The sequence below is a fragment of the Enterobacillus tribolii genome, from assembly GCF_003363015.1.
Taxonomy (GTDB): domain Bacteria; phylum Pseudomonadota; class Gammaproteobacteria; order Enterobacterales; family Enterobacteriaceae; genus Enterobacillus; species Enterobacillus tribolii.
Map to the genome: position 1 here is coordinate 1 of NZ_QRAP01000021.1, position 16904 is coordinate 16904.

At 46.7% G+C, this 16904-nt stretch carries 13 protein-coding genes and 5 pseudogenes; 7 read left to right on the forward strand and 11 right to left on the reverse strand.

Annotated elements, in window-relative coordinates:
• Positions 1-79, forward strand: a pseudogene (locus C8D90_RS21635) (integrase); the annotation flags it as partial.
• 16 nt (positions 80-95) lie between these two features.
• Positions 96-551, forward strand: a pseudogene (locus tag C8D90_RS21640) (tyrosine-type recombinase/integrase); the annotation flags it as partial.
• Positions 552-842: 291 nt separating this feature from the next.
• Here the strand turns inward: C8D90_RS21640 and C8D90_RS21650 are convergent.
• From C8D90_RS21650 to C8D90_RS21665, 4 genes are all read right to left on the reverse strand, one after another.
• Positions 843-2093: a restriction endonuclease subunit S gene (locus tag C8D90_RS21650; RefSeq protein WP_221810666.1), complete on the reverse strand. Its 1251-nt coding sequence runs from the start codon at positions 2091-2093 to the stop codon at positions 843-845.
• A 4-nt stretch (positions 2094-2097) separates the two neighbouring features.
• Positions 2098-3735: an HsdM family class I SAM-dependent methyltransferase gene (locus tag C8D90_RS21655; RefSeq protein WP_115460534.1), complete on the reverse strand. Its 1638-nt coding sequence runs from the start codon at positions 3733-3735 to the stop codon at positions 2098-2100.
• Positions 3729-6827 (reverse strand): type I restriction endonuclease subunit R, encoded by a 3099-nt coding sequence (locus tag C8D90_RS21660; protein WP_115460535.1) that lies wholly within the window; start codon positions 6825-6827, stop codon positions 3729-3731. The genes C8D90_RS21655 and C8D90_RS21660 overlap by 7 nt, the downstream gene beginning before the upstream one ends.
• Positions 6828-7503: 676 nt before the next feature.
• Positions 7504-8421, reverse strand: coding sequence for a WYL domain-containing protein (locus tag C8D90_RS21665; protein ID WP_060175513.1), 918 nt, complete (start codon positions 8419-8421; stop codon positions 7504-7506).
• Between the two features lie 341 nt (positions 8422-8762).
• Between C8D90_RS21665 and C8D90_RS21670 the strand changes: the two genes are divergently transcribed.
• From C8D90_RS21670 to C8D90_RS21680, 3 genes are all read left to right on the forward strand, one after another.
• Complete coding sequence (locus C8D90_RS21670; RefSeq protein ID WP_000416975.1) at positions 8763-9278, forward strand: hypothetical protein; 516 nt, start codon at positions 8763-8765, stop codon at positions 9276-9278.
• 81 nt (positions 9279-9359) lie between these two features.
• Positions 9360-10331 carry a toll/interleukin-1 receptor domain-containing protein gene (locus tag C8D90_RS21675; protein ID WP_115460536.1) on the forward strand — a complete coding sequence of 324 codons (972 nt, stop codon included), beginning with the start codon at positions 9360-9362 and terminating at the stop codon, positions 10329-10331.
• Positions 10332-10347: 16 nt separating this feature from the next.
• Positions 10348-10671: a hypothetical protein gene (locus C8D90_RS21680; RefSeq protein WP_115460537.1), complete on the forward strand. Its 324-nt coding sequence runs from the start codon at positions 10348-10350 to the stop codon at positions 10669-10671.
• A 238-nt stretch (positions 10672-10909) separates the two neighbouring features.
• Here the strand turns inward: C8D90_RS21680 and C8D90_RS21685 are convergent.
• The 5 genes and pseudogenes from C8D90_RS21685 to C8D90_RS21710 form a co-directional block, all read right to left on the reverse strand.
• Positions 10910-11401: pseudogene (locus C8D90_RS21685) on the reverse strand (putative zinc ribbon protein); the annotation flags it as partial.
• 251 nt (positions 11402-11652) lie between these two features.
• Positions 11653-11802: pseudogene (locus C8D90_RS22320) on the reverse strand (VOC family protein); the annotation flags it as partial.
• Positions 11765-12424 (reverse strand): hypothetical protein, encoded by a 660-nt coding sequence (locus C8D90_RS21700; protein WP_115460540.1) that lies wholly within the window; start codon positions 12422-12424, stop codon positions 11765-11767. The gene C8D90_RS21700 and the pseudogene C8D90_RS22320, both read right to left, overlap by 38 nt.
• Before the next feature lie 95 nt (positions 12425-12519).
• Positions 12520-12726, reverse strand: a complete 207-nt coding sequence (locus C8D90_RS21705; protein WP_071996437.1) for a helix-turn-helix transcriptional regulator — start codon at positions 12724-12726, stop codon at positions 12520-12522.
• A 107-nt stretch (positions 12727-12833) separates the two neighbouring features.
• Complete coding sequence (locus tag C8D90_RS21710; RefSeq protein ID WP_115460541.1) at positions 12834-13412, reverse strand: YagK/YfjJ domain-containing protein; 579 nt, start codon at positions 13410-13412, stop codon at positions 12834-12836.
• A 631-nt stretch (positions 13413-14043) separates the two neighbouring features.
• Here C8D90_RS21710 and C8D90_RS21715 point away from each other — a divergent pair.
• Together C8D90_RS21715 and C8D90_RS21720 are read left to right on the forward strand one after the other, a co-directional pair.
• Positions 14044-14733: a hypothetical protein gene (locus tag C8D90_RS21715; protein ID WP_230473084.1), complete on the forward strand. Its 690-nt coding sequence runs from the start codon at positions 14044-14046 to the stop codon at positions 14731-14733.
• A gap of 317 nt (positions 14734-15050) precedes the next feature.
• Positions 15051-16100: a DUF6516 family protein gene (locus C8D90_RS21720; protein WP_115460542.1), complete on the forward strand. Its 1050-nt coding sequence runs from the start codon at positions 15051-15053 to the stop codon at positions 16098-16100.
• Positions 16101-16210: 110 nt separating this feature from the next.
• Here the strand turns inward: C8D90_RS21720 and C8D90_RS22035 are convergent, their stop codons facing one another.
• Positions 16211-16666 (reverse strand): hypothetical protein, encoded by a 456-nt coding sequence (locus tag C8D90_RS22035; RefSeq protein WP_047411493.1) that lies wholly within the window; start codon positions 16664-16666, stop codon positions 16211-16213.
• 161 nt (positions 16667-16827) lie between these two features.
• A pseudogene (locus C8D90_RS21725) lies at positions 16828-16904 on the reverse strand (integrase); the annotation flags it as partial.

A 16904-nucleotide genomic window follows, 5' to 3' on the forward strand; every position in this document is an offset into this window, starting at 1 on the left:
ATCCCTGAATAACCTGACGCCGGAAGAGTACCGGTTGATGGCAGAAAACCCGGAATTCTCAAAAAGTGTGTGGAACTAAAACAGGTATGCTTACAAAATACTCTCAGCGTGGCTCAAAGATGAAGACGCCGCATCTTGTTCCCTTGTCGCGTCAGGCCTTAGCTATTCTGGAAAAGATCAAATGCATGAACGGGAACCGAGAGCTGATTTTCGTGGGCGATCACGATCCGCGTAAGCCGATGAGTGAGAATACGGTCAACAAGGCTCTGCGAGTGATGGGTTATGACACGAAAACGGAAGTATGTGGACATGGCTTCGGGACTATGGCGTGTAGTTCTTTGATTGAATCGGGATTGTGGTCGAGGGATGCGGTAGAGCGGCAGATGAGCCATCAGGAGCGTAACTCTGTGCGGGCGGCTTACATCCATAAAGCGGAACACTTGGGGGAGCGCAGGCTAATGCTGCAGTGGTGGGCAGATTATCTGGATGCGAATATGCAAGAAGTTATCTCTCCCTTTGGCTATGCCAAAACTAACAACCCATTGAGATAAGCTGGAACGAACCATCTCATCAATATTCATTCCACCAAGGGAAACAAATATACTCTAAATCGCCGGGATATTCATAATGATGTATATCTCGGTGATTTACTGAACCGGATTGACTGTCTAATCATAGTGAAAAGTTAGGTTTTTGATGACAGTTATAGGTCGTTGGGTGTTGTAATAATTAATACTGGTAAATGTGAATGATACCCGATCAGAAATGAATGGCAAGGTTTTGGTTGTGGTGAACGAGGCGCAGTATGGATTTGGACTGCGCCTCAAAAAACACGTTGGGGATTATTTGACCGTGACCTGGCCGTTCATAAGCAGAGGGAGGAGCCAGTCTCGGAGTTCTTTTAACATCTGATTTTCATGTTGCACTTGCTGTCTTTTTTCAATTACTGGAGTAATTAAAGACTCGAATTTATCTTCTAAACCATTATCTGTTTTTATTATTTTCAAAAGTTTAATGCCTTTGACATTAAAACTTTTAAAGAAAGCGCCATGGTCAAGGTTCTTTGCAATTTGACTTTGTATATCTATACCTGAAAGCGCAGAGAAAAAATAATTTTTCTTAATGTTTTTGGGGCGTATAGCTGTAATGTTACGCCCAATGCCACATTTAATTCCTTCAGGAATTTGAGCAAACGCGGCAATTCTTCCGGCATTAGTCATTACAATGTCATGTTGTTTTACTTCAATTCTAGAAGTCCAGTTAATATAATCCTCATGAGAGACGAAATATTTCACAGACATATCCAAAAGTCCATTATCTTCAATGTTTTCAAGTTGAAGCAAATAATGCTCATTAGAGAAATAATTTGATTCTGGTTTTTTAGAATGCAAACAATCTATAACATCACAACATTCAAGAATAGGTTTTAAATTCCAACCCACCGGAATGTCCCGTTTCAGCGTAGCGTTATACACCATCTTCCCGCCAGAGGTTTTATACGGTTTTCCGTTGGCATCAGGGAAATCAAACTGCACAAACCAGTAGTCGTACAGCGTTTTCGCCATCGCTTCCAGTTCGGCGTTGATGCGGTTGTTGAGGGCAATTTTCTTATCGATACTACCTAATAGATTCGCCACTTTTTTCTGCTCTTCAAGAGGCGGTATGCGAATTGGAAAATTTGGAAATTCACTTATCGAAAGACGATCTACAGTAGCGCCTGTGAGCGTATTTGCTTTTATTGTTTGTTGGAATGCTGGCGACAAATATGCATATAAAACATACTCTGGCATAGCTTTAGCTTTATTGAACCTCAACAAGCCCATGCGTCGACCAAGACACGCCCTTACGCCAGAAGGCATGAGTGCCGCCTCACCAAGTCTGGTTTCGTAAGAGAAAAGAAGATCACCCTTTTCAGGTGTAACTCGTTTGGTCCATTTTTTAAAATCTTCCTCGCTTAAAAAGGCTGACTTCGTAAGATCCAATCTCCCCTTATCCAGGCTTGAGATGCTTAGGAAGTATGGGCCGGAAGGAAGTTTTTTAGGTGTTGCATGTGGCCCATCAAAAACTTCAGCAATTTCTCCAATGGTAGTCATATAACTATGCGTCATACTTCAGCCCCGCCATCTGCTTTTTAATCTCCGCTTCCAGCTCGCACGACTGGCTAAACAAACTCTCCAGATTCTCCGTAAACCCTTTCATCTTCGCGGCAAACTGTTCCGGCGTCATATCGGTGTATTCAATTTTCACATCAAAATACTGCCCGGCGCTGAACGAGTAATTTTTCCCGGCGATGTCGTCATAGCTGACTACCACCGAGAAATCCTCTTCGCTCCACTTATTGTTGAATACTTCGCAGATGCGTTGCTCTTCTTCTTCGGCCAGTACCGTTTTCTGGTTTTTGCCGTCTTTGACTTTTTCACCTAAATTCGAGGCGTCGATCAGCACCACTTTCTCTTTGTTGCTGGCGTCAATAAACAGGATCGACACATTGGTGCCGGTGGTGGCGAAGATATTCGACGGCATGGAAACCACGCCCGCCAGCATCTTGTTTTTCACCAGATGTTCTCGAATGCCTTTATCAATGCCTGATTGCGCGGTGATGAAGCCAGTCGGCACCACCGCCGCCGCCTTGCCACCCGGTTTCAGCGAGAAAATGATGTGTTGCAGGAACAACTGGTAAATCTCCATTTTGTCCCTGGCTTTGGCTTTGATTTTCGGTATCCCGGCAAAGAAACGTTGCTGGTTTTCCTTGCTGTCCAACTCGTCGCGAAAGTCGCTGAAATCCATCTTAAACGGCGGATTGGAGACGATGTAGTCAAAGCATTTCAGCGCGCCGCCGTCCTTATGGAACGGATGCAGAATGGTGTTCCCCTGGATAACGTTAGGGATCGAATGCACCAGATTGTTGAGGATCAGGTTCAGGCGCAGCAGGCTGGAGGATTTCTGCGAGATGTCCTGCGCAAAGATGCTGCAACGATCTTCCCCGATGGCGTGCGCCACGTTCATCAACAAGGTGCCGGAACCGGCGGACGGGTCGTAACAGCTTACGTTGCGCACCACACCCTGCTGTGCTTTCGGCACCAGGATTTCCGCCATGATGCGCGCCACGGCGTGGGGCGTGTAGTATTCCGCGTATTTGCCGCCGGCGTTGCTGTTGTAATCTTTGATCAGGTATTCAAAGATGGTGGAGTAGAAGTCGAATTTCTGCGTGAAGATGCGTTCAAAGCTGAAATCGGCCAGTTTGTTGATGATGGCGCGGCAGAAGTCATCGCGCTTTGATTCGTCGGCGATGTACTGGCTGAGGCGTTCAAACAGCACCACTTTCGCGCCGCCGTCGGTTTTGACCGCGAAGACGTCATTGTTGGTGGCGGCTATGTCCATCAGGGTGTCGTCAAAGGTGGTGGCGAAATTCGCCTCATTTTGACGGTTGTATAAATACTGAATGAAGTGATGCGGCTTCAGACGCGCGGTGTCGGCGCTCATCTTCAGTTGCAGCTTGTCCCGCTGTTCTTCACTCATCTGATTGAGCGCGACTTCCCATTTTTCGGCGCTGGCGATGCTTTTATCCACCTTTTTGGCTTCAAAGGCGAATTTGTCGTTTAGGAATTTGTACAGGAATGCCTGCGTGATGATTTTGAATTCGTTACCGTCGTTGCCCAGACCGTAGTTCGCACAGATGCTTTTCAGGCTGTCGATCAGGGTTTTGGTTTTGTCTCTAAATTCCAGTTCTACCACGTACGTGCTCCGGTATTAAATTCGTTCAGGTATTCCGCCACAATCAGGCGGTTGATGTCGCCAGCCGCTTTCGCACTGAGGGTGATGTGCTGCTGTTGTTCAAAGTGGTCAAGTACACATGACACAATCTGGCGCTCAAAGTAGCTTTCATTGTTCAGTATATGGCTGTTGTTCAGCACTTTTTCATCCGCATCCAGCTTAACGCCAAGCAGTGCTTCGAAGATTTTACGCTCCGGTTCGCTCAGGCCGCCGCGCTCGCGCAGGCGTTTGTGGGTACGCGCGTATTTCACGTCGCCCCGGTATTTCTGGCGCAGCAGGTTGTTCTGGCGGTTCAGCTCTTTGATGCGGTCATGAATTTTATTGAGTGTGCCGATATTCGCAACCATTTCTTCCTGCGTGACTTCACTGAGCTTCTTTTTCTTGAACAGGCGCTCCAGTTCGTCTTTCAGGCTGACGAACTGCGGGTCCTGCTGATCGAAGTTCGCGGCCAGCGCCTCGCGGGTGCGGCGCAGTGTCTCTTTCAGTTCATCTGCCAGTACCAGCTCTTCTTCGCCCACTTTATGGAATTCAAAGATCACCTCTTCCAGCGCACGGTTCAACAGACCGGAGAGGTCAACATCCTGCTCCAGATCCGCCTTCAGGTTGAGTAAGTCGAGGCGGTGGCTGGCTTCGCGGTAGAGGATGTTGAGTTTGTTGAAGTCCAGCGCCTGGAGAAATTCAGTGTTGCCCTGGAGGCGGATCAGGTTGTACAGGCTGCGGGCATCGGCCAGCGCGTTTTTTAGCGCCAGCGCGGTTTCCCGGTCCTGGATCTGGTTTATCTGGTCAGTGAAAATTTCTGCGTTTTCCGTATCGAAACTGAACAGAACGTCTTTAATGTGTTCAATTTCTTCGCGGATCTCTTCCGCCGATTTGAACAGGCGGGAATAGTGCTCCATTTCGTCGCCCAGTTCGGCCTGTAGCTCTTCGAAGTAGGCTTTGTTGGTGGCGTCAAATTCCTGGCGGATATCGGCGAAGTCCACCACGTAACCGTAGCGGAAGTGGTTGTATGTTCGGTTGACGCGGGTCAGCGCTTGGAGCAGGTTGTGCTTTCTGATCACCCGCCCGAGGTAGAGTTTTTTCAGCCGTTTGGCATCAAAGCCGGTGAGCAGCATATTGTAGACGAACAGCAGGTCAATCTCACCCGCCTTGAATTGTTCCACCCATTCTTTACGTTCCTGCTTGCTGCCGATGTCGTGCAGGATCAGAGCGGCGCGTTTGATTTTCCGTGTTTCTTTGGCGTGGATCTGGTAAACGGCAGCGGGTTCTGCGGCCTGTAATATAGACATTTCGTCGGTAACTTCATCGGCAACGGTGGGCGATTCGGCGTAGTCGGCGTTGAACAATTCAAACATCTGTTTGGCCTGTTCAGAGCTGTCACATATCACCATGCCGCCGATGGTGCCATCATTCAGCGCGCCCCGGCTTTTGGCAAAGTCGGTGATGATGTAGTCCAGCATCGGTTTGACGAAGCTGGGATGGGCGTAGATGTATTTGCGATCTACATCGCCCATTCTGACTTCTACGTCTTTTAGCGCCTGTTGCAGGATCATCCGGTAGTTGGTGGCGATCTCTTCACGGATCAGGCGCAGCGTGTAGCCGTCGGCAATGGAGGCGTTGTAGTAGTATTTGTGGATGTAGTCGCCGAAGAGGTCGCGGGAGTTGTAGTCCGTTCCCAGCAGAGGTGTACCGGTCAGGCCAATTTTGATAGCGTTGGTGTCCGACTGGCTTAAGTTCGCCAGGAAGCTCCCTTTGGGGTTGTAGCTGCGGTGGACTTCATCGAGGAAGTACACGCGCTGGATGTTGATGTCGTAGTCTTTGATGGTGACGACGTCCGGGTCATCGCGGAATTTCTGGATGTTGACGACGGTGATTTCCGCTTTGCCGTGGTGATTGTGCAGCGCCTGCGCCGCTTTGATGTCGCGGGTGAAGGCTTCGCGTGAGTCAATAAGGTGAACAATTAAGCCACGGGCGGTGAACTCGCGCTGCGCCTGCTGGAGCAGATCCAGACGGTCAACAATAAAGTAGAATTTTGGGATCACCTGCTGACTCTGGAAGTAATCCGTCAGGAAGCGCACGTTGTAGTAAGCCAGTGCGGTTTTTCCACTGCCCTGGGTGTGCCAGATAATGCCTTTTTTCACGCCAGCGTTCAGTTTGCGCTCGATTGCTTTGGTGGCGAAGAGCTGCGGGTAACGCATGATGTGCTTCTGGATGCTGCCCGGTTCGGCGACGTACACCAGCGCATAGCGCAGGATAAATGCCAGCCGTTCGCGGCTCAACAGCGCGGTGCAAAGGCGGTTGGTCGGGCGGTTGTGATCTTTGTTGGTCTGAAATTCCGGGTTGGTACGAATGACTTCCAGGTTGTTGTCTTTCAGAACGGCGATTTCGGTTTCTTCTGACAGCGGTTTCAGTAAGTTGGTCAGGTTGAAGAGTTCTTCTTCGCGGAAGTAGTTGAATACCGGGTTGCTGTATGAGCTGCTGGCGTAGAATGCCCCCTGAATCGGCTCCGGGTCACTGTCGTCATACTCCATGTTGTTGGAGAAGATCATGAACTGGGTGATATTGGCGAAGCGTTTGAATTTGGGGTTCTTAAAGCGTTCGTTGATGCGGTTGCGTTCTGCGACGATACCTTCGCGGTTGTTGGGCTTTTTCACTTCGATAAAGATCAGTGGCATGCCATTGATCAGCAGCGTGATGTCCGGGCGGAACTCTTCATCGCCGTTTTCGCAGGTCAGTTCGGTGACGACATGGAAGCTGTTGTTGTTGAAGTTATCGAAGTCTATCAGTTTGATGCCGGAACGGTCGCTGAGTTTTTCGAAGAAGGCGCGGCCTAGGTCGTCGTTGTCGAGAAGCAGCGTGAGATCTTTTAACTGGCGCCCGATGTCGTCGGGCGCAATTCCGGGGTTAATTCTGCCAACTGCAGCGGTGAAAAGGTCAGGAAAGATGTTGGTTTCTTTGTCCCAGTGTTGTTCTTTCAGAGACAGGTAGCGGTAGCCCAGCCGTATCAGGTGGAGGATGACGGGGATTTTTACCCGGGTGTCTTCGGTGAATTTCATCGTGTTCCCTGTTTTTGGTATTTATCACGTCTCAGGCCATGCGGTATTCCACAACCCCCGAACGGCTGGCAACAATGTTTGTTCAATTTGTATCTATGTTACACGTTCTCTGTTAACTGCCTGAGTACATTTGTCGCGCTTTACTGAAAATGATAACCGCCGTGCCAGACTCTGAAATTTTTCGTGAAAATCAAGAATGGTGGCAAAGTTGCGTATCCAGCTCTGGTCGATCATGTTTTCGCTTGGAACGTCGATCGGCGGTTCGCTAGGAATCAACGCCCATGTCAGGCCAGAATACGCCGCTAAGGCAGAAGAACGGTAGCCGGTTCTGGTTCTGCACAATTAACTCAGATAACTGGTGAAGTCACAGATAGCGCAGACTAAAGCTCTGCATGGCACGAACCTTTAGTTCGGTGAAACCATCCACAAAGGTCGCTCAACCTGCAAATACGGGTTGTAGTGGATCAGTAATTTAGGATGCTCAGGCAGTACAGAGCCTGTACATCTACTCACTAGCGGGCAAGCTGAATCGTTATCAGTCTCAGCTACTATGCATCATCAACATGTGACGTCTCCCGAACCACACCTAGCGTAAGACAGTAGATAGCGAATGTTGACGCAATAACTTGCCCATCCGCAACCAAACTCCAGTTTGGAAGAGCAGTGACTGAAAATATTACTCTTCAAACAACTTCTCCAGGCATTTAACTTCTTGTAAAGCTTCTTTATTCAGGACATCAAAGTACAACCAACCATTATTGTTATTTCCAGTCAGATCTATTTTCCAGTTGGTCTTTACGTACCAGGCCAAAGCAGCGCGACATGTAACAGAATGTACATTACCGCTGATCGAAAACTCGCGAGAGATTTTATCTACAATCTCAGGTCGAAGATCCTTTTTGAATGCAATGATAAAGGTAACCTCCTCATTCCATTCTCTGTCCGTCAACTCTGCAACCGTCGGCAGTATCGATTCCTCTTGCTCAACATCAAAAATTCTCGATAACTTAAAGTTTTTAAACCCACTCAGTTTTGGATCCGAATCGTTTCGATCATAAGCTCTGAAGTACCAGTTTTTCCGATCTACAAATAATGCTGATGGAAATAGTATCCGTTTGCCATGCTCGCCACTTTCTGAGCCATATGTGCATTTGATCGCATAGCGGCCTTTTATTGCCCTGGTGACAACATAGACCTGTTCTTCTTTCAAACGCTCAGGTAGATAAAGCGGGTCTATCTCATCAATCGGCAGCATCGGACGTTTTTGCATCAGCTCCGAACGAGAGAAACCATACTGGATCAGATTCAGCGCCGTATGAACACTAATCTGCACCAATGGAGTATAGGTACCATGAGAAATAATCGTCCTTTTGGTTGCCGTATCAATACTACAGTTACCTGGCTTGAGTTCCCGATATAAAGCAAGATCTTTTGAGGCTGCAGCCTGTGCAACTTTGAACTCAGCCATAATTTCGGCCCTGGATATGCTGCCGAGGTAGCGTATACACAAATCGATGTACGCCAGTCGCTCTGCCTGAGGAAGCGAATAGGCTTCAACAAGCAGTTCCAAATGAACGTCATGAAATTCTGTCATCGTAACACTCCGATAGATGATACATTAAGTATGCTGTCAATTATCACATGTTGATCTACTGCTTGCAATGAGTTAGGATTGACACCTGTTGATAAATTGATCATCAGCAGTATCGTTCTGGAGGAATATTTGGATAGAACAATTGTTCTGTATGAGTATTTCTTCTGGAAGGGATGGTGAAGGTTGTTTGCAGACAACCTTCACCAGAAAAACAAAACCTCTGCGGAGGAATAATCCGCCACTTGAGCCCTGCTAATCGCATTTCGAGTATACGTTATTCACAACGTAATCGACAAGCGTGGCTCCAGTAACGGTACCAATAAACCGATTTGGAGTAACTGATGGAAAAAGTAACCGACCAGTATTCACCCGAAATTGCGCGGCACAAGCTCAATGCTTATTTTTCAGGCAATTTCATCATGCTTGACGTGATAAAGCGTTTGCAAAAATCAAGCCTGTGCGTATTTGCAGCCTTATGTGATGGAAAAACGATCACAACTGCAGGGTATGAAATTAATGCCGACTTTAGCGTTAAACGAGCATCTGCGGTCATTCACTCCTTGAAGCTGAAGAATCTCCCTGTCTCAACAAATTCCGTTTCAACGGGCTCTGATGTTGGTGGAATCACCAATCAGGCGGTTTTTTTCATCAGTAAAGAGGATCTTCATTCTCTGAAATCCGAACCGGAGGAGATTATGAGGAAATGCGCAAGGTTACACGCGCAACATAAACGTTCACATGCACAAAGGGACATTGCTCGTCTATGCAAGGAGTTTGGCAAGGAAGCGATACTTAAATTAGTAAACCAAGCTGCAGCCAACCCTAAGATGCCTCCTGATGGGATGAGTGCATGTTAATCGTGTTAGGGGCTGTTTGCCCCTTTTTACACTAACTACAATAGCTGGATATCAAGGATATTTAAGGAGAGATTAACGTTTATGGTTACCCTCGTTTTTTCCTATTCTCATGCAGATGAAGACTTGCGTAACGAGCTCGAAACGCATCTCTCACCGTTAAAACGCATGGGAACAATCAGCGCGTGGCATGACCGACGTATTGCTCCTGGGCAGGAATTTGAGCATGAAATAGATCGCTATTTCGCCGAAGCCAATATTATTCTGCTGTTAGTCAGTAGCGACTTCATTGCATCGGATTATTGCTGGAATATTGAAATTAAGAATGCAATGGCGCGGCATGAACGAGGGGAAGCGATAGTCATCCCGGTGATTTTGCGCAATTGTGCCTGGCACAATCTTCCTTTTGGTAAGCTACTGGCCGCAACCAAAGATGGGAAACCGATTACTCAGTTTCCCAGTCATGATGACGGGTTTGTGCAGGTTGTTGATGCAGTATCAAAGGCTGCTGCCCGTATTGATACCAACAATTCAACCCAAGAGCCTCACGCTTCAACTTCATCAAAGGCTCAACTATCACCGTCGGTAAATTCAGTTTTAAAGCCCCGATCCGGCAACCTCTCGCTTCCAAAAACATTCAGCGATCTCGATAAAGATCGGGCTAGCCGTGAAGGTTTTGAGTATGTTGCACGCTATTTCGAAAACTCTCTCTTCGAGCTAAAACAACGCAACCCAGGTATAGAAGTGGAATTTCAACCGGTTGACTCCAGCGCGTTCACCTGCGCGATTTATTTACACGGTACCCGGACGGGGCAGTGTGGGGTCTGGCGTGGTGACAGACTCCATGGGGTAGGCTCAGTCTGTTTCAGTCATGACGGCATGGTTCGAAACAGCTACAACGAAAGTCTAAGTTTGGCGGATAACGGTCAGTCTCTGGGTTTTCGCACGATGATGGGGTTCTCCGGAAACAGTCATAACACATTACTGACTAATGAAGGTATGGCAGAACATTTGTGGGATATGTTCTTCAAATCCGTAAAACAACGTATGTCCTGAGGACCGGGAGGCAACAATGGTACAACTCAATCTGGTAAAAGTACTGCTGTTGAGCAATGAACGCACCGGCGATGTCCGCTATAAGATTTTCTCGAAGGAAGGTGAAAATCCTGACTACCCGGAGAAAATCATCGTTTATCGTGAGGGAAATATCGGTGAGCATGGTGAGCGTGGCTGGATCAAGACTGACGATGTTATAAGTCTTGAACACTTGGGATTTCAACCCGGAAGGGGATTCCAGACCACGATAACCTATCACATACGGCCTGCACGAGATATATGTTCAGCAATAGCTGAATGCCGACAGCACTTTCAGGAAAAGTTTTGTTCTGATAGATAATAAGGGTCTTGTAAAACACACTCGCGTTCAGTTCTTCCGCGGAAAAGTCGGGGGATGGATTGTTTCTCTGGTAACCTGCTCATCACCATTCGAAATGGTGAGTGCCTGCAACAGGGGAGTTCTTAAGAAGCTGTCGCTAAACACCGCGGGTACCCAACGGGGCATACAGAAATCCGGTAGGTACTTGCCACGCGTAAAGCAGCGGCAGCAATGTATTAGTCTTCCTGGCTGACAGTGATTATTCAGGGCTGACATTACAGCAGTAATTCAGTTGCCAGCTGGATTGTTCAATGCTGTAAATGCCCGTCCTACACGACGCACAATACTTATCCTCGCAGTAATGACCACTGCACCAGACACAGTACCAAGAGCATGTTGTCACCGACGCATCCAGCCCATTGATGGTGTTGCATAACTTTCTGTGACGAGCCTCCGCCCTCACTTCCGGGTCCAGATGGGCACAGTTCATCAGCACATGTTGAATCACTGAGCGCTGGTCGTGTTCAAACCAGGCCGGATCACATGAAGAGTCTGCATATCGGGCCGGTGTGCAAACCTCGGGTGTTCCGTCTGGTATTCAAGATGGTATTGCAGCGTATTGCCGCAGAGGTGGTAGGTATACTTGTCGTAAGAGGCGGTCTGCGCAGTACGGGCACCGGTCAAGCGACCGTTACCATCGAGAGCGATAAAGGATTTTGCGTACATTGTATAGTTCCTTGCTGCCAGACAACACGCAGGCGTCAGCAGTCCCTGTACGGGCTACGCGGGCAGGGTGTGAATGGCGGATTAGCTAGGTTTTATCGGAGGAGGCGAAGTAAGCGTATGTGGGGTGTCGTTACTGTTCTTTGGTTGGCACACTATGGAGTTCTGGCGTAAAAACATTCAGACATCTCGGCATTTATCAACTCGTCCAATGCTCCTCTGAAATCTACGGGATAAGTTTAGTTTCAGATGGGGCGCTAAGGCCCCGGTTTAACGTTCTCAGGATAGTGCGGTGTAATAGGCGAATGTCAGCTTGTTGCCATCGGGGTCTCTGACGTAAGCGTTGTAAAAACCTTCGCCGTAATGCGGGCGCAGGCTAGGTACTCCCTCGTCAGTGCCACCGTGATTTAAAGCTAGCGCGTGAAGCTGCTATTCCTTGCATGACTATGGATGAAGCCTGATTCAGTGGTTCCGCTGTCGTCCGCCATGCAAAGCAGACATACTCGTCCATCAGACTGGTCAGCGCAGGGTTTTCAACCTGCCGGTCATTGATCCAGATATCCATCTCTTTGTCTTTTTTGAACCTGAGGTTGTTGGTCCAGTCATCAAGGCAATTCCCCAGCATCAAATCGTACCAGCACAGCCAGACCAGCTTCAGACGTAGCTCGCTACCGCCGAACTGGCGGAACAAACTGATGAGCTTATTTGCCAGAGGGCGTTGTTTTAAACGCACGCACTCAGACAGCAAAATCCCCTCCAGCATGGGATGGTGAGCCAGCAGATGCTCCTGGGTAAATAAACTGACACTCAGGTCATCATTAACAGTCAGTGGGGCTGCTGCTCTGCCATAAATAATCCGGTGCAGGCACTGGGGGACAATAGCAATAACCTCTTCCTCTCCCGGAAACTTAAGGCTGCCAACCGTCAGGGTATGATGGTGGTAGATATTCTGGTGACACATACCCGATCTGACCGTCAGCTTCGTAAAATCAGTCAACCAGACCTGATAATATTTATAAAGTTCTTCGTAACGTGGTTTGTAATCTTTCATTGTTCATATTCCTTCTGGCTTTAATGACAGACAGCAGAAAACCTCCGAACGAGTCGGATAATTATTTTCTTGCCGGGGGGTAGGTCAGAGTGGTGTTATTTACGTGACTGGTTAATACGTTCCTGAAGCCAGTTTTCTACTTCGCTCTTTAACCAGCGAGAACTGCGCCCCAGTTTGACTGGTTTGGGGAAGTCACCATCTTTAATCAGCTTATAGAACCATTTATCCGTAAGTCCCGTTAGCTTCGTGAGGAACCGCATATCCACCAGTTGGTCATCAAGCAAAGAAATTTGTTCTGTCATAATGCTGTCTTCCATTGTGGGATTATTCTGAGCTGGTGGTTGATTGCTCGTTACTACCAGCCCTTCCACATCAATGGATTGATACGTAAAAAAGTGCAGAACGTAAGTTACAACGTGCGAGGACGCCCCAGTCCACTGGGTGGCGGTACCTCACTGGCTCCGTAGTGATAGTGACCGTGCTTTTGCTCTTCTTTGGCGAGATAGCTGATGATGTAGCGCAGGTTATCAATGGCTTCGGTATCATCGTAGTTCACTGGTCTATCAATACTGACTTCATAAGAGGGTTTGTATTCGCAGCGGTTGTAATAGCCTTCTCGTCGCGTTATTTCCCGCCATATTGTTCCTACTTTCTCAGCTATTGGGTAGGTAGCCTGGTTAAGGTGCCTGTCGAGATAGAACACGATATGGGCATGGCACCCGTGGTCTACAGAGTTCTCGAGTACCCAGAAATATCCTGCCAGATTTGTGTGCTGCAGGGTACGTTCAACCAGCATGCGCACCTCTCGCTCGGTTTCATTCCATGAATAATGTTTATAGCGTCCTGTACCTTTCTGATAGAACAGGTCGAGTCTGAGTGCCTGTATTCGGGAGTATCGGTTCAGTAGCTGATTCAGGTGGTCATTGAGTAGAGACAGCAGAAACCAGTTCATCGTGTATCTGGGGTTAAAAGGGTAAGGTATGTGCATTGATTTATCCTTTGTCAGATGGAGTACAAAGGATTGGGATGAGATGTAATTTTTAAGAGAAGGGGATACGGCAGATACAGGGAGTCGTGTATCCAGGGGAATACAGACAGGGTTGCTTGTTGGGGGGAAGGAACAGTGAACAGGGTGGTATAGAAACAGGGAGTACCCCTTAATTATACTAAAAACCCAAATGTTCATATTTGCTGTTGAACGATTCTAATGAGGTGAAAAGAGGAGGGTCGTAGAGTGAAAATAACAGGAATAATGCAGTAAGGCGTCAGAGTATTATCACAATAAAATCAGTAGGATATCAGTAAAAAGTCAGCCATTACTCAGCCTGTGACCCGCCTCCCTCTACCTAAAAGATGTACATGCTAATCTGTGTTCAGGAGCCAGAGTTAGAGGGAAGAGACGATGTTGCATTACGATATGATCCGCTACGAGATAATGTACCTAAAAACGCTGAATAGGATTTTCAACACAGATCACTCGTTACTGTGCAGTACTTATGAAACACCGGATGATTTTCGACGCTTGATCTCTCAGATCCTTGAACGGCATTTTCATGGCGTTCAGGACAGAATCAAAATTGCGCGGAAAACACTTAAAGAATGGGCTGACCTGCAACTGATTGATAAAGATTATTTTGATTGTTTCAAAGGAAGGTACACCTAGAGCATCGTGGTTTGCTCACCATTACATTTTTGAATACCCAGTAAAATCTGCAGGGTTGACGCTTGGTGGGTTGGGGAATGACGTCGGTTGTTCTAGTGATTTTAATTCTCTTTTAATGGACGATAATATCTTCACCAATATTGATTTCTCTAATTTGAATATAGATTTGGACGATATTGATTGGGACTTGATAACAAATCCACAGGCTACTGCTTCGAAAAAACCGAAACGTGTTTTCTCCCGATTTTATCTGAACGCGGGAGCAAATCCCACTCCGGTAACTGAGCGTGAACTGATCAACGGTGTGATGAGATACATTGATGAAGCTCCATGCTCACTTGGAGATAAGATCTCTTATTTCAGAAAACTGCATGAGCGTTGGCTTGAGCAATATGATTTTTTTCTGACAGATTTTGACTGGATGTCACGAGATGATGAAACTCAGTTAGTTTATCTCTGGGACTATCTGAAAGGAAAAGGACGAATAGCGGGCTATCTTCGCCCTTATAATACGTCTATACGTTATGACATGATTATTACGGCTATAGATGTGTGGAACGTCCAACCTGAAGAGAAGCTGGAGTTTATTGAGAAGATGAAACATGCCTGGCAAGCGGCGAAATCTTATCGGCGATCTGCTAAATAGCGTTGTAATCTCAGTGGTTTCTTCGTCTGATTTCTCAGTGCTGTTATGAATCTGAATCGAGCAGGGTTCTCTAACTACTCCCTCTTGTCCCGTTACGTACAGAGTACATAGCTGAGGTATGAAAATTAGAACGTTTACTTCTGGCTCGAAGCGTGCAAGCTAGCTGATCTGAAGGTCCACTATGAGCGAGGAACGTACATGCCTCCCTTGCGGTGTAAAAAACTATCTGGTAACAAGGTGGTATTGGTGTATCAGTTGACGGAAAACTTAGGCGCAGCCCCTGCGCGGTACCATTTTGAATAATAAAGGATGACACTTTGAGACTTAATGATGTAATTACTGACTGCATCAGGCTAAAATTAAGTGGAGCTGCAACAGATAATGTTATTCAATGCTTTGGTGGCAATATACTGAGAAAAGAAAAGCCAGTTTTGGTAATTGAAGTTTCGAGCAAAGAGATATTGCTTTGGATGATGCAAGGAGCAACGAATGTACATGTTTATATCAGCGCAGGTACTTTTCATGTAAATGCAATGTATGCACCAACTGTCCGCTTTCCAGCAGCCAGAATTTATTTTATGAAATCAAAAAACCTTTTCTGGTTTGGCCATATTGGTGTTTATCTCGAACAAAACGGAATCAAACTCACTCCAGTAGATGATGCCAGTTTCTCAAAGCTCATTGATGAAACGGGGTATATACAACGTTATAAGCCGTGGTACGAAAAAAGGAAAGCTGACTCGAGATTATTCGATGGTCTGCTAGGAGGGCGGCTTAAGAATACTGCTGTAGATCAAGCTATATGGCTGTCCTTTGATGGAAAGTGCTTAGTTTGTGGTGAAAAAGCCGATCGCATGGCGACCAGTACTGTTTGGGGAAAGTCAGGGATGATGATTGGTATGCATCTGTGTTTGACACATGAAGAGGAATCTCAGAAGCAATCAATTCTTCTCAATTATCTCTCGAATCATTTGGGTGGAATAGTTATGTTCTCAAATATGCGTCCACTAACTACTGAAGAAATGCTTGAGCAGACCTGCGAAATACTCAAAGTAAATTTCAAATGCACTATCATGAAAGTTGTAGGGGAAACTGTAACCGCCCGAAGACAGTCGGGGATCACCGTAGTAATCAGACACCAATCTCCCTCGAATTATGCCTATATAATAATGACCCCTGAAGGAAAACAGTTGTCTAGGGTCGATTCAGCCGATCACCACATAGTACCTTACGGCCCTGATCATGTACATTCTGATCTGCGTAAATCTACAAAAAATGTCGTCGAGACAAGCTTTACATACGGACATATTTGTCTAGATATGAAACTACTTTTAAAGCTGATCCAAGAGGCTGAAGATAAATTATAAGATGATCTAATGATGTTAGTAATGTCCGCTCCAGGCTCGCAGCCGATAGGCTGCGTGGCTATCAGGTCCGTTGTGAGCGAGAAGCGGAAGTTCAGCAGATTTTTATATAGTTAGTTTTCGAGTCGTTTTAGCTCTTTCACAGATGAGTGAACCTGGCTCCGGCCATAAACAACGGAAGAGTAACCACGACCAGTGTCATCAATTATCTGACAACAGCACTGAAAAGGTTCACCAGAGGTTGAGCATTTATTCAACTGCTCGTGTTTAGCATTAACGTTGAAATCGAGCGTAATACTAGCTTCACTTACCCAAATATCTGGAATTTGTTGCTTTCTTAACAAGTGTCCAAGCATGGCTGCATAGTGCAGTTCAACATAATGTATCAGATTAAAGTGCGGGGCGCTTTTAGGAGGAGTAAGGGAAAAATCCATCGTAGTGAGGTTGTAGTTGATAGCTAATAACTTTAACTGACCAATAGTCCAGTATCCTTTAAAATCGTTGTTACGGCTCACAAAGCTCTCATTAAGAGCATTAGCTATGCCCCGCAGTTCAATTCGGCGTGCCATTTTTCCCCCAATTGCTTGGTAAAAATTATGACAGCAACTGTAAGCTCTACTGATACCCCCGTGCTAATCTTTAATGTGCTTTTCGTGATTCTGAACCGCTACTAAGTAATCAATATGCTTGGCTTTTTACGATTTGAGCTCCTGGTGTAAGCATACCTGTTTTAGTTCCACACACTTTTTGAGAATTCCGGGTTTTCTGCCATCAACCGGTACTCTTCCGGCGTCAGGTTATTCAGGG